Here is a 25,546-nt window from a genome sequence, read left to right on the forward strand (position 1 = left end):
ACTGGGCGAACCGCCCTTCCGTTCCGATGGCCAAGACAGATAAGATGCCCGCGCTCGACCCAGGGGCCGGAAATGACGCGCGTGGTAAAGACGGGCAACAAGGCAGCCAAGGCGAGAGCCCGCAGGAGAAGTTCGCCAAAAGATCGCAAATCGGCCAAGACCAAGCGCGGGATAGCCCCATCTGTCACTCGTCGCGAGGCAGCTTCGGTTGCCGATCTACAGGCGCAGCTTGAACGTCGGACTGTGGAGCTGGATCAAGCGCTGGAGCAGCAGACCGCGACTTCGGAAGTGCTGCAAGTCATATCCAGTTCGCCTGGTGAGCTTGGGCCCGTGTTCGAGGCCATGCTGGAAAATGCCGTGCGCATCTGCAGCGCCAGTTTTGGGACGCTGCTCCTATACGAAGGCGACAGGTTCCGGCGGGTGGCGCGAATGGCCGCGCAAAACGTGCCGCAATTGTATGCGCCCGACCAGGAAACGCCGCCACACTTCATCGCGCCGTTTGATGGGACGCCTTCGCTGGGGCGCCTCGTCGAGACCAAGGCGCTGGTTCACATTGCCGATATTGCCATCGAGTATCCCGACGATCTGATCTACAAGGTCGCCGCAGCCCGCACCGTTCTGATTGTGCCGATGCTCAAGGAGAGCGAGCTGATCGGCGCCTTTGCCGTCTACCGCAAGGAGGTGCAAGAGTTCAGCGACAAGCAGGTCGAGTTGCTAGAACATTTTGCGGCACAAGCGGTGATCGCCATCGAGAACACGCGGCTGCTCCGCGAGCTGCGCGAGCGCACTGACGATTTGACTCGTTCCCTCGACGACCTGCGCGCCGCGCAGGACCGCCTGGTGCAGACCGAGAAGCTGGCGTCGCTCGGTCAACTCACCGCCGGCATCGCCCACGAGATCAAGAATCCGCTCAACTTCGTCAACAATTTCTCCGCGCTCTCTGCCGAGCTCATCGACGAGCTGAACGATACGCTGAAAGCCGCTGCTCTGAACGACAAGCTCCGCGAGGAAGTCAACGAACTGACGAAGTTGCTCAAGGAGAATCTGGAAAAGGTCGGGCAGCACGGCAAGCGCGCCGACTCCATCGTCAAGAACATGCTGCTGCATTCCCGCGAGGGGCCGGGTGAGCAGCGGCCCGCCGACATCAATTCGCTGGTGGATGAAAGCCTCAATCTTGCCTACCACGGCGCACGCGCCGAAAAGCCCGGCTTCAGCATCACGCTGCAGCGCGACTTCGATGCGAATGCGGGTGCGGCCGAGCTGTTTCCGCAGGAGATCACGCGCGCGTTGCTTAATCTGATCTCGAACGGTTTCTATGCCGCGACTAGGCGAAAGGCCGAAGCAGCCGACGATACCTTTGAGCCTGTCCTTAGCGCTGCCACCAAGAACCTTGGCAAGACAGTCGAAATCCGGATTCGCGACAATGGTGTCGGCATTTCACCCGAAGTCAGAGAAAAGATTTTCGATCCCTTCTTCACCACTAAACCGGCCGGAGAAGGAACGGGGCTCGGCCTCTCAATGACCCATGACATCATTGTCAAACAACACGGCGGCAGGATCGACGTCGAGACCGAGCCTGGCGCTTTTACTGAGTTTATCATTACCCTGCCGCGCGGCAACGGCACCGCATCCGCCCCGCGGCCGGAATGATTGCTTATGGCCCTTCTCGGACCTCCTGTTATGTCCGCTACTGCGCCGTTGTTTGGGGGATAGGCGGACATCGCGGATTTATGAGTGCACGCGCTAGCTCGCCGTCATCGTCCCGCCGCCCAGCGCCTTCCTGATCATCTCGGCGAGTTGGTTCCTCCGATACGGCTTGGTCAGCAGCATCACGCCGTCATCTAACTTGCCGTGATGGACGATGGCGTTGTCGGTGTAACCGGAGGTGTAGAGCACCTTCACACCCGGCCGCAGCTTGGCCACCTCGTCGGCAAGGTCGCGTCCGCTCATGCCGCCGGGGATGACGACGTCGGTGAAGAGGAGATCGAACGGCTGGCCGGCCGCGATCAATTCCAGCGCGGATTTGCCGTCGGGCGCGGCAACCGTCTTGTAGCCGAGGCTCTCGAGCTGCGCGGTGACGAAGTTGCGCACGAGATTGTCGTCCTCGACGACGAAGATGGTCTCGGCGCCGCCTTCGACCTGCGGCGCGGCGGCGGCTGCGACGTCCGCCGCGCCTTCGCCCGGCGGGAGATAGAGCTTGATCGTGGTGCCGTGGTTTTCTTCGCTGTAGATCTTGATGTGGCCGCCGGACTGCTTGACGAAGCCGTAGACCATGGAAAGGCCGAGGCCTGATCCCTTGCCGACTTCCTTGGTGGTGAAGAAGGGCTCGAACGCCTTCTGCTGGATGTCGGGCGACATGCCGGTGCCGGTGTCGCTCACCGCGAGCATGACGTAGGGGCCGGCCACCACGTCCGCATGGGCCTGCGCATAGGCCTCATCCAGCACGACGCGGTGGGTCTCCAGCAGCAGCTTGCCACCGTTCGGCATGGCGTCGCGCGCGTTGATCGCCATGTTGAGCACGGCGTTGGTGAGCCGGGACGGATCGATATGCGCGGTCATCGGCCCCTGTTCAAGCACGGTCTCGATCTGGATCTGCTCGCCGAGGGTGGGACGCAGAAGTTTCGCGATGTCCGCGATCGCGGCGTTGATCTCGACGTTGCGCGGCTGCAGCGGCTGCCTGCGCGCAAACGCGAGCAGATGCTGGATCAGCTCGGCGCAGCGCTCGGCAGCATCGTCGATCAGCCGCGCCGCGCGCTGGAGCTCGGGCTGCTGCTTCAGGCTCGCCACCAGCGTCTCGGTGTTGCCGGAGATCACTGTCAGCATGTTGTTGAAGTCGTGCGCGACGCCGCCGGTCAGCTTGCCGATCGCATCCAGCTTCTGCGACTGGTACAGCTGCCGCTCGGTCTCGCGCGACATGGTGGCGTCGTGATAGACCAGTACCGCGCCCGTGATGTCGCCTTGCCCGTCCAGCATCGGCCGGCCGCTGATCATGAGATGGCGGGGAGCATTGCCGCTGTGCGGGCGGACGATCATCTCCAGATCCTCGAACTTCTCGCCGCGCAGCACGCGCACCGAGGGCAGCTCGTCGGCCTTCATCGGCGTGACCCCGTCGCCGTGAAACACATCTGACAGCGCGCGCAGATTGCGCAGGTTCATGCCGGCGCGATGCAGCAGCATGCGCTCCGCGGCCGGATTGGACAGCAGGACGTTGCCCTCGGCGTCGATGACCAGCACCGCCTCCGCCATGCTGTGAAACGTGCTTTGCAGCACGTTGACCGACAGGCGCAGCTCGTCATGCGCGGTCACCAGATGCTCGGTCCGCTCGGCCACCGCCGCTTCGAGGGCGTGCTTGGCGGCTTGTGTTTGCTCGAGCGTGCTCTGCAGCTGCACCGTGGCGCGCTGGCTCTCGCGCATCACCAGCGCCACCAGCAGCAGGATCAGCACGGCGCCGGCGACGTCGATGCCGAGCAGCACGATGCCGGTGCGACGTGAGTCCTGGGAGCGCGCGGTGAGCAGGCGTTCTTCATCCGCGCTCAGATGGTCGAGATTGCCCATCACCGTGTCCATCAGGCCGCGGCCCTCGGCCTTGCTGTTGAGCGCGGCAATGCCGGCCTGGTCATTCGCCGCGCGCAGGCGCATCGCTTCGGCGGCGATCTCGACCCGGCGCAGCGCCAGCGGTTCGGTGCCCTCCAGCAGCGTGACCTGATCGGGATTGTCGCGCACGCCGCGCTTCAGCTCGGCCAGCGCCGGTGCGATCTGGACCCGCACGCCCTGAAACTCGTCGGCGAGCGTTTGGCTGCGATAGAGTTCATAGCCGCGGGCGGCGCTCTCGGCGCGGCGCAGCAGCACGCGCAGATCGGAGATCTTCTTCTGCACCTGGACGGTGTGGTTGACCCACGCCGCGTCGGACCGCGACTTGACGTCGAGGGCGATCGAGGCCGCGGTGATGATCAGGAGGATGGCAAGTCCAGCACCGAGAATGACGCGCTGCGTTGGGATCAAGGGGCTTCTTTCTTGTCCTTCGGCTGTGCGCTCTCGCCCGGACCGGCGAGGCATTCCCGGATCGTGGTCAGCAGCGCTTCCGGCGTGAACGGCTTGCGCAGGCAGCGCGTCGCCCCGAGCTCCAGCGCCATGCGGAGGAAATCGGGAGAGGGCGAGGCGGATGAGGCGAAGGCATAGCCGGACATCGCGATCAGCGGAGTAGCCGGCGCGCGCTCGTGAAAGATGCGGATGGATTCGAAGCCGCGCATATGCGGCATGAAGATATCAACGAGCATCACCTCAAAGGCCTGCGCTTCCAGCGCAGCCAGTCCTGTTTCGCCGCCGTCGGCCAGCGTGACGTCGAAGCCCTGACGTTGGAGGAGGACCTCGATGGTCGCGCCGACCATCGGATCGTCATCAACCACGAGAATACGCGGCATGACACTTCCCAGTAATCGAAGTCCCCACTGTGATTGGTGATATCCGCGAATCGTGCCTCGGGTCAATTTTGGATTGGATCGGGGTAGATATGCACGGTGCGGTGCATAGGCTGCGGCGCGTGTTCCGTGCCTTATCTTGGGCCACGCGTCATCTATGCGTCATGGTTCGCGCGGGAGCGCACGCGGCACGCGAAGTGGGAGCAGCTTCGATGAAAGGTTGAAGCAAAGTCGAGGGGGATCGCGAGGCCGAACGCGATCGGCAAGACGACTGGCGAAACTGCAGCGGCTCGCAGAACAGACATGGGCGGCGCCCGGCCATCACCGGCGCCGCCCATGGGGTTTGTTGCATCGTCGATTGTTCAGACCGTCTTACGGGCAGGGATGCCGCTGGCCGTCATAACCGAGATAGGTGCCCGAAGCCGGGTCGTATGACTTGTAGCGCCGCGCGCAATAGGCAGAGTCGCCGCCGCTATCCGGCACCACCGCCACGGTCGGCTCATCATAGTAGCTGTCGCCATAGTAGTAGGGGTCATCGTAATAGCCGCCGCCGTAATAGGCATACGAGCCGAGCCCGCCGATCGCCGCACCGGCCGCGAAGCCCGGCCAGAAGCCGCCGCGACGATGATGATGATGATGCCAGCCTCCGCCGCTCCAGTTGCCGCCGCGGCCTTGCCAGGTGCCGCTGTTGGCGGCTGCAAAGTTACGGCTGACGCCGCCGGTAAAGGACGTGCCGCCGCCCGGACGGACCGCTGGGCCGGCCGCGAAGCTGCCGCCACCTCCCTGCAGCGCAGGGCCGCCGCCAACCCGTGCTCCGCCACCGAAGCCGCCGCCACCCATGCGCGCGCCGCCGCCACCACCGAAGTGAGCGCCGCCGCCACCGCCACCGCCGATGTGAGCACCACCACCGCCACCGCCGACGTGGCCGCCACCACCGCCGCCACGGCCACCGCCGCCGGGCCCCTGTGCAAAGCTCGGTGAAGTCATGGGTAGAACGAGCGCCAGCGCTGCGGCGGCACTCAAAACTTTCAGACTTTTCATGATAAAACTCCTTTCCCGGAAGCAAACCCTATGAAAGGGCTGGAGTTCCTGGGATCACGCCGGTTTGCGCGTGAACGGAGCCTCGCTCTCAATGGCTGTACCCCGCATGAACGGATCGCGTCCGATTTGCGGCAGCGTTCATGGCGAGGCCGGCGCATTTGCCGAGGGCACCGCCGCCCCGCCGAACTGGACATTTCGCCGCCCGGATGGCATCAGGACCCGACGAAGCAGGGCCCTTGCCGCATGAAACAATTCTTCCTCAAGTTCTTCACCTGGTGGAACGGCCAGACTTTTGGCACCCAACTCTGGACCAAGCGGTACGGAGAGCTGGTCGGCCAGGACGAGCAGGGCAATCTCTACTATCGCACCCGCGGCGGGGCGGTCGATCCCACGCTCGGCTTCGAGCGACGCTGGGTGGTCTATAACGGCTATGCGGAAGCCAGCCGGATCCCGCCGTCCTGGCACGGCTGGATTCATCACGTTGTCGATGTGCCGCCGACCGAGGCCAACTATCAGCCGCGCGAATGGGAAAAGCCGCACCAGCCGAATCTTACCGGCACGGCAAAGGCCTATCGGCCCTCGGGCTCGACCCTTGCCAGCGGCAGGCGTCCGAAGGCGACCGGCGATTATCAGCCCTGGACGCCTGGCTAGGCTTTCGGTCCTTCCTCGAATCTCGATCGTTCGGTTGGATGCACGCGCATCCGCCTCACCCTGCTGTGGACAACGGGAACAGCGGGGATGCCTTCTGCGTGGGCGTTGCAGCCGCGCAAGCCATGTGGCTCAATGATCCCATCTTACGGAGATGGGAAACCATCGCGTTCGGTTCGGGCAACAGCTCGCGACTGTCCCGAAATGCAGCGGCCGCCGACAAGGACTCGATCGGGAGATAGGCCCCCGGTCTGGAAGGTCCGAAATCGCCCGATGTGAATGTGCAGCCGCCGTAAGACAGGAAAGGCCGCTTGGGAAACCGAGCGGCCTTTTTCTTTGAGGCGCTTCGTCGGCCGGTTTGTGCGCCTCAGTCGTAGCGCACCTTCGGGAAGAAGTCGCCGCGGCCTTCAGGTGTCATGTCGAGCAGGCCCCAGAGCGGATCGACCAGATCACCGGCGCGATGATGCTGCTTCGGCGCGGGCGGCGCGAAACTCATCTCCGAGCCCCAGAAGTGCCTGATCTTGCCGTTCGCTCTCTTGAAGACGTTGAAGATCGTCTCGTCCCAATTCTGCCCGTCGGGAACGTGGTGCTGCGCGCGCATACCCTTGGAGAACTTCGATGTGTCGCCGAAGTAATCCGCGTCAAAGGAGTTGCCAGCGGTGGACAGCAGCGACAGATGCTCCCAACCGCGTTCGTGGGCCCAGGCGGCGAGACGCGCGATCGGCGATTTTGCAACGATGTGAAGCGCGGCACGCTCGCCGACATGCCTTGCGGCGCCGTCGAGCCCGTCAAGCAAATGGGTGCAGCCGGGGCACGGCAGCTCGCGCTCCGGCCCATACATGAAGCTGTACAGGATCAGCGTGTCATGCGGGCCGAACAGCTCCGACATCCTGACCTGTTCCGGCATGTTCGTTTTGCCGATGCGTTCGAAGACGTAATCCTGGGGCACCTCGCCACCGAGCGGCAGCGCGCGACGCCTGGCAGAAACGACCTCAATCTGAGCCCGGAGGGCAATCTCCTCATCCAGCAATGCATTTCGCGCGGCACGATACTCAGTGCTTTCGTTGGGGTAGTGGAGATGCTCCATGATTGCGCTCCGGATGCTGTGAGTTTCGTGCGCATTCAACTCGTCACCCGAAACCTCGGTTCCGTCGCCGAAAGTGGAACGTCTACACCACCCGCTCCGCCGCGCGCTTCACCGCCTCGAGCCGCCGTGCATGGTTTTGCGCGCCGCGCTCCCGGAGCAAGGTCATTACTTCGGCCGGCGCTGTATCGGGCGAGCCCGAATTGAACGGCGGGGCGGGGTTATATTCCATCTGGAGCTGGATCGCTTCCGCGGTGGTACGATTGACGAGGATCGACACCAGCGTCAGCGCGAAATCGATTCCCGCGGTGACGCCGCCGCCGGTGATGCGGTTGCGGTCGATGCAGACACGCGTCTTGGTCGGCGTGGCGCCAAGTTGGCTCAGCATCTCCATCGCGCTCCAATGGGTGGCGGCGCGGTAGCCCTTGAGCAGACCGGCAGCGCCGAGCGCCAGCGATCCCGTGCAGACGGAGGTGACGTATTTTGCGCCCTCGGCCTGCCGGCGCAGGAAGTCGAGCACCTCCTCGTCATTGAGCAGGTCGTCAGTGCCGCGGCCGCCGGGTACGCAGATCACGTCCAGTTGCGGGCAATCGGCGAATGTCGTGGTCGGCGTCAGCGTCAGCACGGAATCGCTCGGCACCGGCTCGATCCGCTTCCAGATCAAATGCAGCTTTGCGCCGGGCACCATGGCAAACACCTGCAAGGGACCGGTGAAGTCGAGCTGGGTGACGCGCGGAAATACCAGAAGACCGATCTGGAGCGGTGACGACATCGGCAGGTCCTCCAAAGATGAGCTTGACGGGCGAAGATTGGCATGGTGCGGTTGTGTCTGAAATGGCGTAATTCCCTCTATTTCGGACATACCCTATGATCGGCATCCTGATCTTCCCGGACTTCCAGCTGCTCGATGCGGCCGGCCCGATCTCGGTGTTCGAGGTCGCGGCGCGCTGCACTGGCAAGACGCTTGCGCTGCGCGTGCTGGCCGCGAGCGCGGGACTGGTGCGCAGCTCGTCGGGCGTCGAGATGATGGCGCGTGATTTCAGGTCGGCGAATGCGATCACGACCCTGGTGATCGCGGGCGGCGCGGGCGTTGCGGATGCCGCGCGCTGCGAGGTCACGCGCGCCTTCGTGCAGCGGCTGGCGCGGCGCGGCGTGCGGGTCGCAAGCGTCTGCTCGGGCGCCTATGTGCTTGCCGAGGCGGGACTGCTTGACGGCCGCCGCGCCACCACGCATTGGGGACGGACGCGCGATTTCGTCGCGCGCTATCCGAAGGTGAAGTTCGAGCCGGACCAGATCTTCACCCGCGACGGCAATGTCTGGACGTCGGCAGGAATTACGGCGGGCATCGACCTCGCGCTCGCGATGGTCACCGAGGACCATGGCGAGGAGATCGCGCAGCAGGCCGCGCGGCAGCTCGTGCTCTACCATCGCCGCAGCGGCGGCCAGTCGCAGTTCTCCTCGCTGCTGGAGCTGAAGACACCGAACGGCCGCTTCGGCGCGCTGTTGTCCTGGGCGCGCGAAAATCTCGACGCGCCGCTGACGGTGGAGGACCTCGCCGATCGCGCCGGCATGAGCGCACGGCATTTCGCCCGCGCGTTCGCCGCCGAGACCGGCGCGACGCCGTCGAAAGCGATCGAGCGGCTGCGGCTCGAAGTCGCGCGCGAGCGCGTGCAGTCCTCGCGCGAAGCGATCGAGCTGGTCGCAGAGGCGACCGGCTTCGGCGATCCCGAGCGCATGCGCCGCGCCTTCATCCGCGCCTTCGGCCAGCCGCCCCAGGCGCTGCGGCGCGCGGCGCGGGCGGGTTAGGGGATGCTCGTCGCAGCAGAGCTGGAGGTGTTCGCGCGTACCGTCAGGCGCCGCGCGATCGGCATCAGCATGTATGGCGCAAGATGAATCGGAAACTGTGTCATCGCGAAATAGAGCCAGGTGGTGGGCGGCAATGCGCCGGCCGTGGCCGCCAGCATCAGGCCCAGATTGCGCTGTGACACCATCAGCCCGAGTGCGAGCGCGCGCTCGGTGCCGATGCGGCGGAATAGCAGCGTGGTGATCGCGAGCAGGGTGAAATAGATCGCGAATGAGAGAGCTGCGAGGCCGAGGGTGAACAGCGGCTGTGCGAGAAGGTCGCTGACGACATCGCCCATGATCGCAGCAGCGAAGATGAAGAGGATGATGATGTTGAGGCCGTCGATCGGCGTCTTGTGACGCTGGATCGCCTCCGCGCCGAAGATCCATCGGATCGCTGTGGCGGCCAGCAGCGACGCTGCGAGGATGCCGAGCAGTTTCAGGCCCAGCGTCAGCGGCGTGACGCTGAGCATGTCGCCGAGGAAGAGGCCGGCGAATAGCGAGGCCGTGAAGGGCACCAGCGCGGTCGAGGTCACCAGCGTGATCAGCACGAGCGTGGCATCGAGACCCATCAGTGCGGCCAGTGCCGGAGAGGCCATCATCGGCGAGGCCATGCTCTGGAGCATCAGCGCGAGCGAAAGCCCGGGCGCGCGAGCCGTGAGCCCGGTTGCGTGGGCGATCAATCCGACGATCAGCGGCACGCCGATCGTGGTCCAGGCCGTGGCGGTTGCAACCAGCGCCGGCCGGCGCAGATGGCCGTAGAGGGCGGCCAGATCGACCCGCATGAAGGAGATGCAGAGCAGGCAGAGGATTGCCTCGGTGAGATAGGGACGCAGCAGCGCGCCGAGCGGTGGCACCGCAGCCGCGATGAACACGACAGCCGCGACTCCGCGCGTGCCCTGGCTGCCGAGCCATGTCAGGACGCGCAGCGGGAAGGTGATGATGGTTTGGAGAAGGACAGGCATCGGTATCGTTGGTGCGTCGGGCTACGGGACTGTCATCCCAATCCCTTCAACCATGCGCCGATCTCGCCGACGGCGACATTGGCCTGCTGCAACAACTTGCCCATCGTGAAGAAGCCATGGAATTGGCCGGGATAGTGCTTGGTCGTGACCGATACGCCGGCCTGTCTGAGGCGCTCGGCATAATCGTTGCCTTCGTCGCGCAGCGGATCGGCGCCGGCGGTCAGCACATAGGCGGGCGGCAGGCCGGCCAGGTTTTGCGCACGCGCCGGCGAAGCGCGCCAGTCATGGATGTCGGCGGCGCCATTGAGGTAGTGGTCGCGAAACCAGCGGATCACCGAATGCGTCAGCAGCACGCTGGTCTCGGGCTCGCTGTGGGAGCCGTGGGCCATGGCGAAGTCGGTCGCCGGGTAGATCAACACCTGGCCTGCGAGTGCGGGACCGCCAGCCTCGCGCGCGGCGAGCGCGACGACCGCGGTGAGGTTGCCGCCAGCGCTGTCGCCGCCGATCGACAGGCGCGAGGCGTCGATGCCGAGCTCGCGTGCGTTCGCGGCGATCCATTGGGTCGCGGCGATGGCGTCCTCAGTCGCCGCGGGAAACTTGTGCTCAGGCGCGAGACGGTAGTCGACCGAGATCACGATCAGCGCGCCCTCAACCGCGAGCTGGCGGCAGACGACGTCGTGGGAGTCGAGATCGCCGATCACCCAGCCGCCGCCATGGAAGAACACCAGCGCCGGCGACAGGCCGTCGTGCCGGCGTGGCTCCTTGGGAACGTAGAGGCGGGTGGGGATCACCCCGTGCGGCGCCGGGATCGATAGCGGCGTGACGCGCGCGAGCTCCGGCGGCTCGGGGTTGGTGGCAAAGCGGGCCTGAGCGTAATAGGCGCGCGCTTGGTCCGCGGTCAGGGTCTCGTAAGCGGGGCGGCCGGCCTCCTGGAACGCCCTATAGACGGCGGCGGCATCGGGATCGAGCATAACGGGCATGGAACGGCGCACCTCGGGGTTTCCGGTTATCGTTGAATGTGATTTTCGGGGCGATGCCCGCCGCGCGCCCCCAAGGAGGGGCTTTCCGACTATCCCACCCGTCAGCCGCCCTGGCCAGCGGGCAGCGGGCAGGGCAGGGATGCCGCCCTTCCCCCGCCGTATTCCCCGTGTTAACCGGAGGGCCTGCGAGCGGCGGTATCCCCTGTAGAATGTCCAACAAGCCCGATTCGCTGTTGAAGCCGCGCGAGATGTTTCGAACCATTACCCTGACAGGTCTTGCGGCGTTTTTGGCCGCCACCGCACTGACGGTTGCGACGCCGGCTCAGGCGCAGATCGGCACGATTTTTTCCGATCCACCGCCGCTGCGGCCGCCCGGCAACATTCCGCGCGGCCAGCCCCAGCCGCAGCAGATTCCCGATGACGACGAAGAGGTGCCGGAGCTGCCGCCGCAGGGCCGCGTGCTGCCGTCGCGCCCGATGCCTCCGCCGCCGGGCCGGCAGGGCAATGTGATGCCGGGGCCAGTCGAGACCCAGCCGCTGGCGCCGCCGCCGGGCTCCACCGTCGCCCCGCCAAACCAGCCGCCGCCTGTGGCGGTCGCGCCGCCGGGCGCCGGCCAGCCGGGTGCGCCGGGTCGCCAGCCGCAGCAGAAGGGCGGGCCGGGTGGCGCCGTGCCGCAGACCCCGGCGAGCCTGCAGCCGGGCGACGAGGTCGTCACCGAGCCGCCGGCCCAGAAGATCGTGAACAAGAAGGCGACCTTCTCGGGGCTCGACAAGATCACCGGGCGCATCATCAATTTCGACGAGGAGATCGGCGAGACCGTCCAGTTCGGCGCGCTCAGGGTCAAGACCGACGCCTGCTACACGCGACCGGCGACCGAGGCCACCAACACCGACGCCTTCGTCGAGGTCGACGAGATCACCTTGCAGGGCGAGGTGAAGCGGATCTTCTCGGGCTGGATGTACGCGGCAAGCCCGGGCCTGCACGGCGTCGAGCATCCGATCTACGACATCTGGCTCACCGACTGCAAAGAGCCGCAGCAGACCATTGCGACCGCAGCGCCGGATCCGGCGACCAAGCCTGCACCTCCGCCGCCGCCCGCGCAGAAGAAGGCCGCGCCGAAACAGGTGCAGCAGCGTCCGCCGCAGCCTCTGCCGCCGATCCAGCAGCAGCAACCGGCACCGCCGCCGCCTCCGCCGCCGGAGCAGCGACCAGGTCTGTTCGGTATCCCAGGGTTTGGCCGCTAAGCCTTCTGGCTATCGATTATTGCCGCGCGGCGATGATCTCGAGCGCCCGTGCGCCTGGGATCGCCTCACCCGCCGAGAGCTTCAGGAAATCGCCCGGCTCGCCCGCGAGCGCCTTGTCGAGCAGCGCGGTGTAGCGCCGCCGCGAGATCTCGGCCGCACCAAAGCTCTTCAGATGTTCGGTGACATATTGGGTGTCGAGCAGCTCGAAGCCGCCATGGATGAGCCGCGCGACCAGATGCACCAGAGCGACCTTCGAGGCATCGCGCGCGGTGTGGAACATGCTCTCGCCGAAGAAGGCCCGTCCGAGGCTGACGCCGTACAGCCCGCCGACGAGGTCCTCGCCCTGCCAGGCCTCGACGCTATGGCAATGGCCGAGCTCGAACAGGCCGCCATAGAGGTCACGGATGCGCTTGTTGATCCAGGTGTCCTCGCGTCCGGCCTGCGGCGCGGCGCAGCCGGCGATCGTCGCCTTGAACGCGGTGTTGACGGTTACGCGAAACACATCCGAGCGCACGGTGCGCGCGAGCCGCGAGGCGACGCGAAATCCGTCGAGGGGGATGACGCCGCGCAGCTCCGGCTCGACCCAGAACAGGGTCGGATCTTCGGCGCTTTCGGCCATCGGAAAGATGCCGCAGGCATAGGCGCGCAGCAGCACGGCCGGTGTGATTTCAGACGGGGCGGAGTCGCGCGAAGTCATGGTTCGCAACCATAGCAGGATCGCGACGCGGTTGCGATGGGGGTGAGAAGGGCAGCGAGATCAGCTCGCGGCCGCGGTGCTGGTCCTGCCGGGGGCTGCCGGCATGCGCGCGAATTTCAGCACGATCCGGGTTCCGGAATGGGCGGGATCGCGCTCGACCGTGGCGTCGAGCTTGGAGGCCATGGCCGCAACGATGCGCTGGCCCATGCCGGTGGAGCGCGGATCGGCCTTGACGTTGTCACCAACGCCGTTGTCGGTGATCGACAGCAGGACATCCTCGCCCTGCGCGTGCAGCTCGACATGGATCGGGCCGGCGCCGTCGGGATAGGCGTATTTCACCGCGTTCATCACCAGCTCGTTGACGATGATGCCGACGGCGACCGCGCGGTCGGGATCGATCTCGATCGGCTCGGCCTTCAGCGTCAGGCGCGACATCCGGTTGCCTTCGGCGGAGCGGCGGAGATCCTCGAGCAGCGAGTCCAGATACTGGTTCAGGACCACGCTCTTCAGATCCTGCGAGGTGTAGAGGCGGCGGTGCACTTGCGCGACCGCGGCGACGCGGCCCATCGCGTTGGTCAGTGCCGCCTTGACCTCGTCCTGCGCGGCGGAGCTTGCCTGGAGGTGCAGCAACGAGGCGATGATCTGGAGCGAGTTGCCGACGCGGTGGTTGACCTCGCGCAGCAGCAGCTCGCGTTCGGCGGCAAGGGCGGCGTAGCGGTCGCGCGAGGCATGAATCTCGGCCTCGGCTTCCTCGCGCGCCTTCTGCAGTTCGGCCTGGCGCAGCGCGCCCTCCGTTGCGACGTGGAGCAGGGGGATGAAATCGCCGGTGACGTCCTTGACGAGATAGTCGGCCGCGCCGGCCTTCAGCGCGGTCACCGCGATGCTGGAATCCTGCGAGGCCGTGACGAACACCACGGGCGGCGCACCCGGGATCGCCATGATCTGCTCCAGCGTCTCCAGCCCGTCGAGGCCGGGCATGTACTGGTCGAGCGCCACCACGTCGATGCCGCCCTCGGCCGCGGCGCGGCGGATGCGCTCCAGGCCTTCCTCGCCGCTCGCGGCATGGACGACCCTGTAGCCGCGCCGCGTCAGGCCGCGATCGACCAGGCGCGCCAGCGCACTGTCGTCGTCGATGTAGAGCAGTGTTGGCGTGCGCTGGTTCATGGGGCGGCGGGAGGGACCTGGATGACCGAGAAGAACAGGCCAAGCTGCCGGATGGCATTGGCGAAATTCTCGTAGTTGACGGGCTTGGTGATGTAGACGTTGCAGCCGAGCTCGTAGCAACGCTTGATTTCCTGGGAATCGTCGGTGGTCGTCAGCACCACCACGGGCGAAGCCTTCAGATATTTGTTTTCCTTGATCTGCCTCAGGATGTCGATCCCGGTCATGTCGGGCAGGTTGAGGTCGAGCAGGATCAGCAGTGCATTACCCTTCTGCACGAGCCCTGAGCCGTCGGCGCCGAACAAATGCTGCATTGCGTCCGTGCCGTTGGGGAACGAGACGATCTCGTTGTTGACTCCCGAGCGGCGGATGTTGCGCTCGATCAGGCGGGCGTGGCCCTCATCGTCCTCGATCATGATGATGGTGACAGGCTGGGTCATCGATCTCAGTTCCGGTTGCTCACATTCCAGGCGATCGGCAGCGTGATCGTGAAGGTGCTGCCCGCCTCCAGTTCCGACGATACCGACATGGTGCCGCCGAGGCGACGCACAAGTGCACGCACATGCGCAAGACCAATGCCCTGGCCGGGCTTGTCCTGGGTTCCCGCACGGCGGAACAGGTCGAATATCCGCTGATGGTCCTTCGGATCGATGCCGCGGCCATTGTCGCTGATCTCGAAGATAGCGTAGCCGAGCTTGGTGCGCCCGCGGATTCTAATTTCGCCGGGCACCCCGCGCTTCAGGTACTTGATCGCATTGTCGATCAGATTGGAGAAGATCTGCTCGAGTGCGAGCCGGTCGCTGACGATGTCAGGCAGCGGCTCGAGGTGGATCTCGGCCTGCGCCTCGGCCGCCTGGTGCGCCAGCGTCGACACGATGGCCTCGATCAGCTCGCTGGTGTCGATCTTCACCGGCTGGAATTCGCGTCGGCCCTCGCGGGTGAGGTTGAGGATGGCCGAGATCAGCCGGTCCATCTTGGCGATCGACGTCTTGATGAAGCCGAGCGCCTCGGAAAAATCCTCCGAGAGCTGCTTGTCGGCGCCTTCGAGCACGATCTCGCCGGGCGCGCCTGGCGCCAGCGGCGGCCCGCCGGCGGGGACTTGGGTGAGGCTGCCGATGCGGCGGAAGACATCGCCGCTGAGCTCTTCGAGCTCGCTGGTGAAGCCCATGATGTTGACGAGCGGCGAGCGCAGATCGTGGCTGACGATATAGGCAAAGCGCTGGATCTCTGCGTTGGCTTCGCGCAGATCCGCAGTGCGCTCGTCGACGACGGACTCCAGATTGACGTTGGCATCGCGCAGGCGCGCTTCGGCCTCGTCACGGGCGCGGGCCGAGCGCCGCACCAGCCAGGTCGAGATCAGGGCCAGCAGCACGACGAGGCCGGAGCCGATGCCGGTCATCGATGCAGCCAGGGTCTGGCTCCGGTCGGAGTTGGCCGTTCGGACCCGGAACAGCCGCTCCTCCTCGCGGATCATCGCGTTGGCCAGGTTGCTGATGGTGGTTGTGGTGTTGCCGGCCGCGGCCTCGCGGATCAGCGCCGTGGCCCGGTCCGGTTGGCCGTCCTTCACGAACTTCATTTCGCGCGAGAACTGGTCGAGTCGGGTCTCGATCGCCGCGCTCAGTTTTTCGATGCTGTCGCGTTGCGCCGGATTGTCGCCGATCTGGCGCGTGAGCTTGTCGAGCGCCGGAATGATCGCTGCGACGGCCTTCTCGTGGTCCGACTGGAAATCCGGTCCCTGCGTCAGCAGAAAGCCGCGGGCGCTGCTCTCGGCGCGGCGGATTTCAAGCAGTAGGGCGTTGATCTGGCTCTCCGCCTCGATCGTGTGAAGCACCCATGTGCTGTCTTCCCTCGCCTTGTTGACGAGATAGACCGAGCCGGCGCTGATCACGGTCAGAATCAGAAGACCCGCCGAAATCAGCAGGATCTGCCAAAATGCGCGCCGTCGATGGGCCTCGGCCGTCACGACGGCCTCGCTCTGTCACGTTCAGCGGAAGTCAAAACGCCCCCTTGGAACTGTCCCCGCGTCGAGAACGCGATGGGGGGCCAAAGGGTTCCACGACGAAAGTGGATTTATCGCGGAGCGGGTTCCGTCTTGCCGGCCAGATACTGTTCCAGCCAGTGGATGTGATAATCGCCGTTGATGATGTCGTCTTCACGCACCAGCGCGCGGAACAGCGGCAGCGTGGTCTCGATGCCTTCCACGACCATCTCGTCCAGCGCCCGGCGCAGCCGCATCAGGCATTCGGCGCGGGTCTTGCCGTGCACGATCAGCTTGCCGACCAGGGAATCGTAATAGGGCGGGATCGTGTAGCCTTGGTAGACCGCGGAATCGATCCGGACCCCGAGTCCGCCGGGCGGATGGTATTGCAGGATGCGGCCGGGCGAGGGACGGAAGGTCTGGGGATTCTCGGCGTTGATGCGGCACTCGATCGCATGGCCGATGACCTGGACCTCTTCCTGCCTGGCCGGCAAATCGCCGCCGGCGGCGATGCGGATCTGCTCCAGCACGAGGTCGATGTCGGTGATGCTCTCGGTGACGGGATGCTCGACCTGGATGCGGGTGTTCATCTCGATGAAGTAGAACTCGCCGTCCTCGAACAGGAACTCGATGGTGCCGACGCCGAGATATTTCATCTCGCGCATGGCTTTCGCACAGGTCTCGCCGATCTTGGCGCGCGCGGCGGCGGCAAGGACAGGCGAGGGGCCCTCTTCCCAGACCTTCTGGTGGCGGCGTTGCAGCGAACAGTCGCGTTCGCCGAGATGGATCGCGCCGCCGCGGCCATCGCCGAGAATCTGGATCTCGATGTGACGCGGCTTCTGGAGGTATTTTTCCAGATAGACCGAGGCATCGCCGAAGGCCGATTTGGCCTCGTTGGCAGCCGTCGACAGCGCGACCTGCAGGTCGGCCTCGCTGTGCGCCACCTTCATGCCGCGGCCGCCGCCGCCGGCCGCCGCCTTCACCAGCACCGGAAAGCCGATCTTCCTGGCGATCGCCAGCGCGTCGTCATCGGGACCGACCGCGCCGTCGGAGCCGGGCACCACGGGGATGCCGAGCCGCTTGGCGGTCTTCTTCGCCTCGATCTTGTCGCCCATCAGGCGGATGTGCTCGGCCTTGGGGCCGATGAAATGCAGATTGTGCTCGGCGAGGATCTCCGCAAAGCGGGCATTCTCGGACAAGAAGCCGTAACCGGGATGCACGGCATCGGCGCCGGTGATCTCGCAGGCCGCGAGCAGCGCGGGCACGTTGAGATAGCTGTCCTTGGATGCCGGCGGTCCGATGCAGACGCTCTCGTCCGACAGGCGCACATGCATGGCATCGGCGTCGGCGGTGGAGTGCACGGCGACGGTCGCGATGCCAAGCTCCTTGCAGGCCCTGAGGATGCGAAGGGCGATCTCGCCGCGATTGGCTATGAGGATCTTGTCGAACATGGTGTCCTGTGGCGAATGGCGAGTGGCGAATGGCGAGTAGGGAAGGGATGGACCATTCGCTATTCGCTATTCCCCATTCGCTTACTCAATAATCACCAGCGGCTCGCCGTACTCGACCGGCTGGCCGTCCTCGACGAGGATCTGGGTCACCGTGCCGGCGCGCGGCGAGGGGATCTGGTTCATAGTCTTCATGGCTTCGATGATCAGCAGGGTCTGTCCAACCGAGACCTTGCTGCCGACCTCGATGAACGGCTTGGCGCCGGGCTCCGGTGCCCAATAGGCGGTGCCGACCATCGGCGAGCTGACGGCGCCAGGATGCTTCGACAGGTCGGGTCCGGCGGCGACAGGCGCGGCGGAGGCGACCGGCAGGGCGGCGGGAGCGGCTGCCATCTGCATCGGCATGGTCGCAGCAACGCTGACGTTGCGGGCGACGCGCAGGCGCAGGCCCGCACGTTCGATCTCGATCTCGGTGAGACTGGTCTCATCGAGCAGCAAAGCGAGCTCGCGGACGAGCGCGGAATCCTCGCTGGAAAACTTTGCGGCTGCTTTGTCGTCTGGCTGGCGCGCCATGTTGTTTGATCCGAATGTTCTGTTTGATGAGGGGGCTTCAGGCTTTGGGCTTGATGGCAAGCTTGGCGGCAAGGCCCTGGATGGCGAGGCGGTAGCCCTCGATGCCGAAACCGCAGAGCGAGGCGAAAGCGGCGCGTGCGGTGTAGGAGTGGTGACGAAAGCTCTCGCGGGCGTGGATGTTGGTCACATGCACTTCGACCGTCGGGATCTGCACCGCGAGCAGCGCGTCGTGCAGCGCGATCGAGGTGTGCGAATAGCCGCCGGCATTGACGATGATGCCCTTCATCTTGCGCGCATGCGCCTCGTGGATGAAGTCGATCAGCTCGCCCTCGCGGTTGGACTGCCGGCAATCGGCCTTGAGGCCGAACGTTGCCGCGGTCTCCCGGCACAGTGCCTCGACGTCGGCCAGCGTGGCGTGGCCGTACTTCTCGGGCTCGCGCGTTCCCAACAGGTTGAGGTTCGGCCCGTTCAGGACGAGGATCGTATCGGTTGCAGGTTCTGCCATTCCAATCCCGGGAAGAGGTGCTCGGCGTGGCGGGGTTATAGGTAACAAAGCGGCCTAGGGGAAGCCTTGAAGGGCCTCCCAGGGGCCTTCAAGTACCTCATCCCCGGTGCAAAAACCTGTGTGGAAGCTACGGAAATCGCTTGTTAACCAGTTCTAATCGTGGCTGCCGGAGGGAGGCTCGCAGGGGAGGGCGACGCATAGGCCAAAGGCCCCTGCCGATCTCTCGGCAAGGGCCCATTTGGGGATCAGCGAAGCAGCTTAGCCTTCGATGATGTAGACGATCTCGCGCGTCTGCGGACGGACGATCACGTACTGACCGCGGACGAAGATCACCTCATAGCCACGCCACTCCGGGTAGATCTCCACGATCCGGGGCGGAAGCGGATGGACTCGGACGGAGGCCGGGATCGCGGTGCCGACCGAGATGTTGAAGTTGACGTTCGTCGTCTCTTCGATCTTGGTCGACTTGATCGCCGTCGAGATTTCAGACCGCTTTTCGGCCGGCGGCGCGGAAGCCGTCGCGGAGGCGGTGCCGGTCGTGGTCTGGGACTTGTCGGTCGTAGCCGCATTGTTGGTCTTGGCAGCGCCGCCCGCCTTGTTGTCCTCAGCCTTCATGTCCTTGGCAGACTTGGCGGGGTCCGACTTTGTCGTCGAGTCCGAGCTCATGCTCTTCGACTTGTCCTGCTGGGACTTGTCCTGCGCACGTTCGTCGGTGCGCTGGCCCTTGGTGGCGCCGGCCTTGTCCTCGGCCGCGTTCTTGTTCATCGCGCCGCCCGGGGAGCGCTCGTCTTTCATCGCGCCGGATTTGTCTTCGGAAGCCCGATCGGACTTCATGGTGCCAGCGCCACCGGCCTGGCCGACGGTGCCCTTGTCATGGCTCATGGAATCGCGGCCGGTCGCGCCGCGCTCGGCGGCGCCGCCGGAAGGCTGCGAATGCTGCATCTGCGCGCCACCGGCGCCGCCGCCGCTGTCACGGCCCATGGTGTTCTGTGCGTTCGCCAGACCGGCGCCGGCGACGAGCGCGAGCGTGGCAACCGAAATCATAAAGCGGTTCAACATCGAATTCTCCTCACGTGTTTCTTTGCGTCATTGCCCGCGCCGACAACGAAAGGAGATTTGAGTTGTTCCGGAACTTCGCCTGTTCCGCGGCATTTGTTTGTTGAATGCCAGATGAATGATTTTGCACGAAGACGCCAACGTTCGGCGCAAGAAAAAGGCCGGCTTGTCAGCCGGCCTTTTCGGGTTTTCAGGATCGTAAAACGTATGATCAGCAGGTTGCCTTGCCGCAGCGGGCAATGCCGATCTTTTCCTTGAGGCTTTCGACGCCGACCGCGCCGATCACGATCTGCTTGCCGATGACATAGCTCGGCGTGCCGTTCATGCCCATCGCTTCGGCGAGCTTGAAGTTCTCCTCGATGGTGGCGCGCACCTCGGGGCTGGCGATGTCCTTCTCGATCTTTGCGGTGTCGAGGCCGGCTTCCTTGGCGGCTTGAAGCGCACGCGCCTTGTCGGCCGCGCCGCGGCCACCGAGCAGCTTCTGGTGGAAGTCGAGATATTTCTTGCCGGAGGGGTCCTGCATGCGCACGGCGACCGCGACCTGCGCAGCCTCCACCGAGCCCTGGCTCAGCACCGGAAATTCCTTCAGCACCACCTTCAGCTTCGGATCGGCCTTCATGATGGTGAGCATGTCGTCCATCGCGCGCTTGCAGTAGCCGCAATTGTAATCGAAGAACTCGACGAAGGTGACGTCGCCGTCCTTGTTGCCGAGCACGACCTGGCGCGGCGAGTTGAAGATCGCGTCCGCATTCTGCGCGATGCTGGCCTCGTGCTTCTGCGTCTCGGCCGCGGCCTGCCGCTTGCTGAGCTCGGCCATCGCCTCCTCGAGCACCTCGGGATGGCTGATGAGATAGTTCTTGATGATCTTCTCGATGTCGGTGCGCTGGGTGTCGGAGAAATTGTCGGCCGACGCGGGCACGGCTGCGCCGAACAGGGCGAGCGCAAACAACGCGGGAGCAAGCAGGCGCAGCGAAGGCATAGGTAAATCCTTTTATCCAAAGCAGGTTTCGGAATACGTCCCGGCGGACTTAAGCTCGGTGTCGTGACGTCGTGTTATCGGGCGTCGTTCAGTTGCGCGGCGGCTTCGCCGCCACGATGTCGTCGGCCTTGACCCATCCGGGTGTGCCGACAGCGAAACGGGTTTTCGCGCGCGTGGCGAGCTCGCGGGCGGTCTTGTTGTCGCCGCGCAGGTAAGCGGCTTGCGCCGAGGCGAGATCCGCTTCGGCATAGTCGCCCTTCCGGCCATAGGCCATCGCGAGCTGGGTATAGCCGAGCACCGCTTCCGGTTCTCGCGCCACCGCGGCGCGGAGAATCCGAACGGCGTCGTCGGTGTAGGCCTTATTATCGGTTCCAACCAGAGCTTGCCCAAGTAACATCTCGATGAGGGGCGCGTTGTTGGAAAGCTGCGCGGCCTTGCGCAGCGGAGCGACCGCATCGGCCGGCTTGCCGCTCTCCAACAGGGCCTGGCCGCGCACCTCGTAAAAGTACGGGTTGTTGGGCTGCACCTGGATCAGCGCGTCGATCTGGGCCAGCGCGCTGCGCAGATCGCCGTGCAGATAGGTGCTGATGGCGCGGGCATAGCGCGCCGGCATGCTGTCGTTGGTCTGGGGATAGCGTCGGTACACCGTCTCGGGCCGCTCCATGAACGCGGAGATCTTGGCGCGCACCATGTCGTGGCGGAGCTGGAGCGCGGGATCGTCCTTCTTGTTCCAGTAGGGGCTGGAGCTGGCGAATTCCTGAAGCGCGGCGACGCGCTCGGCCGGCATTGGATGCGACTGGAGATAGGGATCGGCGCCGCGCGCGGCGAACAGGCTCTCACTGGTGAAGCGCTTGAAGGTCTCGTACATGCCTTTCGGCGATTGCTGGGTCGCGGTCAGGAATTTCACGCCGGCGCGGTCGGCGTTCTCCTCCTGCTGGCGCTGGTAGGACAGCAGCGTCCGGCGGATCACCTCCTGCGGAGCGGAGATCGCGGCGGCGCCGGCATTGGCCAGCCCGTTGTTGCCTGCGCTGCTGCGCTGGGTGCTGCCCGCGGCGATCGCGCCGGCGCCGAGCAGCATCGCAATGATCATCTGGGTCTGGGCGGCGGCGAGCTGCTCGCGCAGCTTGGACAGATGGCCGCCGGCCAGATGCCCGGTCTCGTGCGCGAGCACGCCGATGATCTGGTTCGGCGTTTCCGATTGAAGGATCGCGCCGTAATTGACGAAGATGCGGCGGCCGTCGGCGACGAACGCGTTGAACGAGCCGTCGTTCAGGATCACCATCTGGATGTTCTGCTTCTCCAGACCCGCGGCGCGCAGGATCGGGCGCGTATATTCGCGCAGCAGCTGCTCGGTCTCGGTGTCGCGCAGGACAGGCGGCCCCTTTTGCTGCGCCCGCGCCGCCGGGAGCGGCAGCAGCGCGATCGCCGCAGCCGTGACGAGGGCGGTGAGGGCGGTGGCCTTCTTGCGCAATGCGATCTGAAGCAACATCAAACGGTCTGGAGAGCAGTTTCGTGATTGGTTTTGGCGATTGGCGGCGGACCGGATACGCGATATGCCCTTATGAGCCTTACCCCTTATGAGCCGTACAATGCGGCCAGTCTGGGGCGCAAGCGCCCCGTTTCCCGGACCGGACGCACCGGCCCGCCAGCGAAATAGCAGAAATCGATGCACGATGCGACATTGAGGAACCGGTTGGGGCAGTGGCTCGAGCCCTCCCGCCGCAGTGATGTTCCCCCGTTCATGGTGATGGACGTCATGGCCGCGGCAGCCCGAATCGAGGCCGCCGGCGGCCATGTCATCCATTTGGAGGTCGGCCAGCCCGCGGCCGGGGCGCCCAGCACCGCGATTGCGGCCGCCCACGCGGCGCTCGAGGCCGGGCGGATCGATTATACCTCCGCACTCGGTATTCCCGGTCTGCGCGAGCGCATCGCGCGCCATTATCGCGATGCCTATGGCTGCGACGTCAGCCCTGACAGGATCGTCGTGACCACCGGCTCCTCCGGCGGGTTCATCCTGGCCTTCCTGTCGATGTTCGAGCCGGGCGACCGCGTCGCGGTGACGGTGCCGGGCTATCCGCCTTATCGCCATATCCTCACCGCGCTCGGTTGCGAGCCGGTGCTGATCGAGACCACGAACGAGACGCGCCATGCGCTCACCGGCGAGGCGTTGCTCGCGGCGCATCGCAAGGCGCCGTTGAAGGGCGTGCTGGTCGGAAGCCCCGCCAATCCGACGGGGACGATGATGTCCCGCGAAGCGCTCGCCGGCTTGATGGCGGCGGCCGAAGACGCAGGCATCCGCTTCATCTCGGACGAGATTTATCACGGGCTCGATTATGCGTTTCCGGCGGTCACCGCGGCCGCGCTCTCCAAGCACGCACTCGTGATCAACTCGTTCTCGAAATATTTTTGCATGACCGGCTGGCGTGTTGGCTGGATGGTCGTGCCCGAAATTCTGGTGCGGCCGATCGAGCGGCTGCAGCAGAACCTATCGATCTCGGTGCCGTCGCTGTCACAGATCGCGGCAGAGGCCGCCTTCGACGGCGCAGCCGAGATGGAGACGATCAAGCACGGCTATCAGGAAAACCGGCGAATTCTGATCGAGGGATTGCCGAAAGCCGGCCTGAGCAAGTTCTTGCCGGCCGATGGTGCATTTTATCTGTATGCCGACGTCTCGGACTTCACCTCCGACAGTTTCGAGTTCGCCAAGCAGATGCTGGAACAGGCACGCGTTGCGGCCACGCCCGGCGTCGATTTCGATCCCGTTCACGGCCGATCGTTCATTCGCTTTTCTTATGCACGCTCGCCCGGGGAGATGCGCGACGCAGTTGACCGGATCGCTCACTGGCTTAAATAGCCGCCAGTTTTCGACCACCACCGGAGTTCAACTTGTCTGACCGATCTGTCTCGACCGCTGCTGCGCCACATTCTTCTCTCGCCGCATTGATGTGGCCGACCCGGCCGGGCGAAACCGTCGGCGCGATGCGTGCCGTCGTGCTGATTGCGCTCGGCACCGCTTTGATGGCGCTATCAGCCAAGGTCAGCCTGCCGCTGCCCTATGTCCCGATGACATTACAGACGCTGGTCGTGCTGATGATCGGCGCGGCCTATGGCTGGCGTCTTGGCAGCGCAACCATGATCGCCTACCTCGCCGAGGGCGCGCTTGGCGTGCCGGTATTCGCCGGACCGGTGGGTGGGATTGCACCGCTGGTTGGCCCGACCGCGGGCTATCTGTTCGGCTTCGTCGCTGCCGCTTTCGTGACCGGCTGGCTCGCCGAGCGCGGCTGGGATCGCAGCGTGGCGCTGCTGTTTGCAGCGATGGCGGTTGGTCATATCGTCATTCTGGCCGCCGGGTTCGGCTGGCTGGCGTTCGGCCTCGGGCTGGGCGTTGGAAAGGCCTGGCAGGTCGGCATCGTGCCGTTCATTGCAGCTTCGCTGGTCAAGAATGCGCTTGGCGCGACGTTGATGCCGGCGGCGCGCAGGCTGATCGAGCGCCGCCGGTAAAGCGCGCAAAGAGTTCGCGGTTCCAATTGACAGGGCCGGCCAAGTTGATCTTGGCTGGCCCAGCGTTTTGAGGGGGAGTGAAACAATGACGACGACAACGATGGCAGAGGCGCCGATCGCGCCGCCCGCAGCAAAGCCGTGGTACAAGGTTCTCTACGTCCAGGTGCTGATCGCCATCGTGCTCGGCGCCATCGTCGGCTGGCTGTGGCCACAGTTCGCAACCAACGAATGGATCAAGGCGCTCGGTGACGGTTTCATCAAGCTGATCAAGATGGTGATCGCCCCGATCATCTTCTGCACCGTGGTCTCCGGCATTGCCCACATCCAGGACGCCAAGAAGGTCGGCCGCATCGGCGTCAAGGCGCTGGTCTATTTCGAGGTCGTCTCGACCTTCGCCCTGGTGATCGGCCTGGTCGTCGGCAATCTCGTCAAGCCGGGCGCAGGCTTCGGCAATGCTGCGGCGAGCGAGGCGGCCGTTGCGAACTACGCCAAGCAGGCCGCCGGCCAGAAGTCCGTCGACTTCGTGCTGCACATCATTCCGGACACCGTGGTCGGCGCCTTCGCGCAGGGCGAGATCCTGCAGGTGCTGCTGTTCTCGGTGCTGTTCGGCTTCGCCATCATGAGCTTAGGTGAGCGCGGCCACACCATCCGCAGCTTCATCGACGATGCCGCGCATGCGGTGTTCGGCGTCATCTCGATCGTGATGCGCGCGGCACCGATCGGTGCGTTCGGTGCGATGGCCTACACCATCGGCAAGTTCGGGACCGGTGCGATCCTCAACCTGATCGGTCTGATCGCGACCTTCTATGCCACCGCGGCGCTGTTCGTGTTCGTCGTGCTCGGCATCATCGCGCGCCTGGCCGGCTTCTCGATCTTCAAGTTCCTGGCCTACATCAAGGACGAGCTGCTGATCGTGCTCGGCACCTCCTCCTCGGAGAGCGCGCTACCGTCCATGATGGAGAAGCTGGAGCGGCTCGGCTGCTCCAAGTCGGTGGTCGGTCTGGTAGTGCCCACGGGCTACTCGTTCAACCTCGACGGCACCAACATCTACATGACGCTGGCGACGCTGTTCATCGCGCAGGCGCTCGGCGTCGATCTCAGCTTCAGCCAGCAGCTCACCATCCTGGTCGTGGCGATGCTGACCTCGAAGGGCGCCTCCGGCATCACCGGCGCGGGCTTCATCACGCTGGCGGCGACGCTGGCCGTGGTCGATCCGCGCCTCGTGCCGGGCATGGCGATCGTGCTCGGCATCGACAAGTTCATGAGCGAGTGCCGCGCGCTGACCAATCTTTGCGGCAACGGCGTGGCCTGCGTGATCGTCGCCTGGTGGGAGGGTGAGCTCGACCGCGACAAGCTCAACGCCAACCTCTCCAAGCAGATCGATCCGACCGACATGGAGACGGCGATCACGACGGACTGATCTGGA

Annotated in this window: 24 protein-coding genes; 7 read left to right on the plus strand and 17 right to left on the minus strand. The window is 65.1% G+C overall.

The window, feature by feature from the left end:
- Nucleotides 1-72 precede the first annotated feature (72 nt).
- Nucleotides 73-1,650, plus strand: a complete 1,578-nt coding sequence (locus A3AS_RS0139760) for a sensor histidine kinase (RefSeq protein ID WP_018322988.1) — start codon at nt 73-75, stop codon at nt 1,648-1,650.
- A gap of 93 nt (nt 1,651-1,743) precedes the next feature.
- Here the strand turns inward: A3AS_RS0139760 and A3AS_RS0139765 are convergent, their stop codons facing one another.
- The 3 genes from A3AS_RS0139765 to A3AS_RS0139775 all read right to left on the minus strand — a co-directional run bounded on the left by A3AS_RS0139765 (nt 1,744) and on the right by A3AS_RS0139775 (nt 5,459).
- Nucleotides 1,744-4,002, minus strand: coding sequence for a CHASE3 domain-containing protein (locus A3AS_RS0139765; protein ID WP_018322989.1), 2,259 nt, complete (start codon nt 4,000-4,002; stop codon nt 1,744-1,746).
- Nucleotides 3,999-4,421, minus strand: a complete 423-nt coding sequence (locus tag A3AS_RS0139770; RefSeq protein WP_018322990.1) for a response regulator — start codon at nt 4,419-4,421, stop codon at nt 3,999-4,001. Before A3AS_RS0139770 ends, A3AS_RS0139765 begins: the two co-directional genes overlap by 4 nt.
- Nucleotides 4,422-4,790: 369 nt before the next feature.
- Nucleotides 4,791-5,459, minus strand: coding sequence for a BA14K family protein (locus A3AS_RS0139775; protein WP_018322991.1), 669 nt, complete (start codon nt 5,457-5,459; stop codon nt 4,791-4,793).
- 243 nt (nt 5,460-5,702) lie between these two features.
- On the opposite strand from A3AS_RS0139775, the gene A3AS_RS0139780 reads away from it, so the two are divergent.
- Nucleotides 5,703-6,110 carry an NADH:ubiquinone oxidoreductase subunit NDUFA12 gene (locus A3AS_RS0139780; RefSeq protein ID WP_018322992.1) on the plus strand — a complete coding sequence of 136 codons (408 nt, stop codon included), beginning with the start codon at nt 5,703-5,705 and terminating at the stop codon, nt 6,108-6,110.
- 364 nt (nt 6,111-6,474) lie between these two features.
- On the opposite strand, the gene A3AS_RS0139785 is transcribed toward A3AS_RS0139780, so the two are convergent.
- Complete coding sequence (locus A3AS_RS0139785) at nt 6,475-7,194, minus strand: DUF899 family protein (protein ID WP_018322993.1); 720 nt, start codon at nt 7,192-7,194, stop codon at nt 6,475-6,477.
- Nucleotides 7,195-7,276: 82 nt separating this feature from the next.
- Nucleotides 7,277-7,963 carry a DJ-1/PfpI family protein gene (locus A3AS_RS0139790; RefSeq protein WP_026202858.1) on the minus strand — a complete coding sequence of 229 codons (687 nt, stop codon included), beginning with the start codon at nt 7,961-7,963 and terminating at the stop codon, nt 7,277-7,279.
- A 95-nt stretch (nt 7,964-8,058) separates the two neighbouring features.
- Between A3AS_RS0139790 and A3AS_RS0139795 the strand changes: the two genes are divergently transcribed.
- A complete protein-coding gene (locus A3AS_RS0139795) occupies nt 8,059-8,997 on the plus strand; it encodes a GlxA family transcriptional regulator (protein ID WP_018322995.1) in 939 nt (312 codons plus the stop codon).
- On the opposite strand, the gene A3AS_RS0139800 is transcribed toward A3AS_RS0139795, so the two are convergent.
- Nucleotides 8,994-9,998, minus strand: a complete 1,005-nt coding sequence (locus A3AS_RS0139800) for a hypothetical protein (protein ID WP_018322996.1) — start codon at nt 9,996-9,998, stop codon at nt 8,994-8,996. The two genes, A3AS_RS0139795 and A3AS_RS0139800, sit on opposite strands and share 4 nt — an antisense overlap.
- Nucleotides 9,999-10,030: 32 nt before the next feature.
- Nucleotides 10,031-10,978: an alpha/beta hydrolase gene (locus tag A3AS_RS0139805; protein ID WP_018322997.1), complete on the minus strand. Its 948-nt coding sequence runs from the start codon at nt 10,976-10,978 to the stop codon at nt 10,031-10,033.
- Between the two features lie 209 nt (nt 10,979-11,187).
- Between A3AS_RS0139805 and A3AS_RS0139810 the strand changes: the two genes are divergently transcribed.
- Nucleotides 11,188-12,222 (plus strand): DUF2155 domain-containing protein, encoded by a 1,035-nt coding sequence (locus A3AS_RS0139810; RefSeq protein WP_026202859.1) that lies wholly within the window; start codon nt 11,188-11,190, stop codon nt 12,220-12,222.
- A 16-nt stretch (nt 12,223-12,238) separates the two neighbouring features.
- On the opposite strand, the gene aat is transcribed toward A3AS_RS0139810, so the two are convergent.
- The 10 genes from aat to A3AS_RS0139860 all read right to left on the minus strand — a co-directional run bounded on the left by aat (nt 12,239) and on the right by A3AS_RS0139860 (nt 22,108).
- Nucleotides 12,239-12,919 (minus strand): leucyl/phenylalanyl-tRNA--protein transferase, encoded by a 681-nt coding sequence (aat, locus tag A3AS_RS0139815; RefSeq protein ID WP_018322999.1) that lies wholly within the window; start codon nt 12,917-12,919, stop codon nt 12,239-12,241.
- A 60-nt stretch (nt 12,920-12,979) separates the two neighbouring features.
- On the minus strand, nt 12,980-14,083 hold the full coding sequence (locus tag A3AS_RS0139820; protein ID WP_018323000.1) for a sensor histidine kinase: 1,104 nt from the start codon (nt 14,081-14,083) through the stop codon (nt 12,980-12,982).
- Nucleotides 14,080-14,520 (minus strand): response regulator, encoded by a 441-nt coding sequence (locus tag A3AS_RS0139825; protein ID WP_018323001.1) that lies wholly within the window; start codon nt 14,518-14,520, stop codon nt 14,080-14,082. Before A3AS_RS0139825 ends, A3AS_RS0139820 begins: the two co-directional genes overlap by 4 nt.
- A gap of 5 nt (nt 14,521-14,525) precedes the next feature.
- Entirely contained in the window at nt 14,526-16,043 is a 1,518-nt protein-coding gene (locus A3AS_RS0139830; protein ID WP_026202860.1) for a CHASE3 domain-containing protein, read from the minus strand.
- A 107-nt stretch (nt 16,044-16,150) separates the two neighbouring features.
- A complete protein-coding gene (accC, locus tag A3AS_RS0139835; RefSeq protein WP_018323002.1) occupies nt 16,151-17,509 on the minus strand; it encodes an acetyl-CoA carboxylase biotin carboxylase subunit in 1,359 nt (452 codons plus the stop codon).
- Between the two features lie 81 nt (nt 17,510-17,590).
- The gene (gene accB, locus A3AS_RS0139840) at nt 17,591-18,079 is read right to left on the minus strand and encodes an acetyl-CoA carboxylase biotin carboxyl carrier protein (RefSeq protein WP_018323003.1); all 489 of its coding nucleotides are present in this window, start codon (nt 18,077-18,079) and stop codon (nt 17,591-17,593) included.
- Nucleotides 18,080-18,116: 37 nt separating this feature from the next.
- Nucleotides 18,117-18,584, minus strand: a complete 468-nt coding sequence (gene aroQ, locus A3AS_RS0139845; protein ID WP_018323004.1) for a type II 3-dehydroquinate dehydratase — start codon at nt 18,582-18,584, stop codon at nt 18,117-18,119.
- A gap of 258 nt (nt 18,585-18,842) precedes the next feature.
- Nucleotides 18,843-19,643 carry a DUF1236 domain-containing protein gene (locus A3AS_RS0139850; RefSeq protein ID WP_018323005.1) on the minus strand — a complete coding sequence of 267 codons (801 nt, stop codon included), beginning with the start codon at nt 19,641-19,643 and terminating at the stop codon, nt 18,843-18,845.
- Between the two features lie 208 nt (nt 19,644-19,851).
- A complete protein-coding gene (locus tag A3AS_RS0139855) occupies nt 19,852-20,619 on the minus strand; it encodes a DsbA family protein (RefSeq protein ID WP_018323006.1) in 768 nt (255 codons plus the stop codon).
- 88 nt (nt 20,620-20,707) lie between these two features.
- Nucleotides 20,708-22,108: a M48 family metalloprotease gene (locus A3AS_RS0139860; protein ID WP_020508823.1), complete on the minus strand. Its 1,401-nt coding sequence runs from the start codon at nt 22,106-22,108 to the stop codon at nt 20,708-20,710.
- Between the two features lie 177 nt (nt 22,109-22,285).
- Here A3AS_RS0139860 and A3AS_RS0139865 point away from each other — a divergent pair, with 177 nt between their 5' ends.
- The 3 genes from A3AS_RS0139865 (at nt 22,286) to A3AS_RS0139875 (ending at nt 25,540) form a co-directional block, all read left to right on the plus strand.
- On the plus strand, nt 22,286-23,473 hold the full coding sequence (locus A3AS_RS0139865) for a pyridoxal phosphate-dependent aminotransferase (RefSeq protein ID WP_018323008.1): 1,188 nt from the start codon (nt 22,286-22,288) through the stop codon (nt 23,471-23,473).
- Nucleotides 23,474-23,562: 89 nt separating this feature from the next.
- Nucleotides 23,563-24,120 carry a biotin transporter BioY gene (locus A3AS_RS0139870; protein ID WP_018323009.1) on the plus strand — a complete coding sequence of 186 codons (558 nt, stop codon included), beginning with the start codon at nt 23,563-23,565 and terminating at the stop codon, nt 24,118-24,120.
- Nucleotides 24,121-24,205: 85 nt separating this feature from the next.
- A complete protein-coding gene (locus A3AS_RS0139875) occupies nt 24,206-25,540 on the plus strand; it encodes a dicarboxylate/amino acid:cation symporter (RefSeq protein WP_018323010.1) in 1,335 nt (444 codons plus the stop codon).
- Nucleotides 25,541-25,546 lie beyond the last annotated feature (6 nt).

The sequence above is a fragment of the Bradyrhizobium sp. WSM2793 genome (assembly GCF_000379585.1).
GTDB lineage: Bacteria > Pseudomonadota > Alphaproteobacteria > Rhizobiales > Xanthobacteraceae > Bradyrhizobium.

Bases quoted from the DNA above. Each gene is read 5' to 3' on its own strand.
- A3AS_RS0139760 (WP_018322988.1), top strand. From the start codon at position 73: ATGACGCGCGTGGTAAAGACGGGCAACAAGGCAGCCAAGGCGAGAGCC.
- A3AS_RS0139770 (WP_018322990.1), bottom strand. From the start codon at position 4,421: ATGCCGCGTATTCTCGTGGTTGATGACGATCCGATGGTCGGCGCGACC.
- A3AS_RS0139775 (WP_018322991.1), bottom strand. From the start codon at position 5,459: ATGAAAAGTCTGAAAGTTTTGAGTGCCGCCGCAGCGCTGGCGCTCGTT.
- A3AS_RS0139780 (WP_018322992.1), top strand. From the start codon at position 5,703: ATGAAACAATTCTTCCTCAAGTTCTTCACCTGGTGGAACGGCCAGACT.
- A3AS_RS0139785 (WP_018322993.1), bottom strand. From the start codon at position 7,194: ATGGAGCATCTCCACTACCCCAACGAAAGCACTGAGTATCGTGCCGCG.
- A3AS_RS0139790 (WP_026202858.1), bottom strand. From the start codon at position 7,963: ATGTCGTCACCGCTCCAGATCGGTCTTCTGGTATTTCCGCGCGTCACC.
- A3AS_RS0139795 (WP_018322995.1), top strand. From the start codon at position 8,059: ATGATCGGCATCCTGATCTTCCCGGACTTCCAGCTGCTCGATGCGGCC.
- A3AS_RS0139800 (WP_018322996.1), bottom strand. From the start codon at position 9,998: ATGCCTGTCCTTCTCCAAACCATCATCACCTTCCCGCTGCGCGTCCTG.
- A3AS_RS0139805 (WP_018322997.1), bottom strand. From the start codon at position 10,978: ATGCCCGTTATGCTCGATCCCGATGCCGCCGCCGTCTATAGGGCGTTC.
- A3AS_RS0139810 (WP_026202859.1), top strand. From the start codon at position 11,188: ATGTCCAACAAGCCCGATTCGCTGTTGAAGCCGCGCGAGATGTTTCGA.
- aat (WP_018322999.1), bottom strand. From the start codon at position 12,919: ATGACTTCGCGCGACTCCGCCCCGTCTGAAATCACACCGGCCGTGCTG.
- A3AS_RS0139820 (WP_018323000.1), bottom strand. From the start codon at position 14,083: ATGAACCAGCGCACGCCAACACTGCTCTACATCGACGACGACAGTGCG.
- A3AS_RS0139825 (WP_018323001.1), bottom strand. From the start codon at position 14,520: ATGACCCAGCCTGTCACCATCATCATGATCGAGGACGATGAGGGCCAC.
- accC (WP_018323002.1), bottom strand. From the start codon at position 17,509: ATGTTCGACAAGATCCTCATAGCCAATCGCGGCGAGATCGCCCTTCGC.
- accB (WP_018323003.1), bottom strand. From the start codon at position 18,079: ATGGCGCGCCAGCCAGACGACAAAGCAGCCGCAAAGTTTTCCAGCGAG.
- aroQ (WP_018323004.1), bottom strand. From the start codon at position 18,584: ATGGCAGAACCTGCAACCGATACGATCCTCGTCCTGAACGGGCCGAAC.
- A3AS_RS0139850 (WP_018323005.1), bottom strand. From the start codon at position 19,643: ATGTTGAACCGCTTTATGATTTCGGTTGCCACGCTCGCGCTCGTCGCC.
- A3AS_RS0139855 (WP_018323006.1), bottom strand. From the start codon at position 20,619: ATGCCTTCGCTGCGCCTGCTTGCTCCCGCGTTGTTTGCGCTCGCCCTG.
- A3AS_RS0139860 (WP_020508823.1), bottom strand. From the start codon at position 22,108: ATGTTGCTTCAGATCGCATTGCGCAAGAAGGCCACCGCCCTCACCGCC.
- A3AS_RS0139865 (WP_018323008.1), top strand. From the start codon at position 22,286: ATGCACGATGCGACATTGAGGAACCGGTTGGGGCAGTGGCTCGAGCCC.
- A3AS_RS0139870 (WP_018323009.1), top strand. From the start codon at position 23,563: ATGTGGCCGACCCGGCCGGGCGAAACCGTCGGCGCGATGCGTGCCGTC.
- A3AS_RS0139875 (WP_018323010.1), top strand. From the start codon at position 24,206: ATGACGACGACAACGATGGCAGAGGCGCCGATCGCGCCGCCCGCAGCA.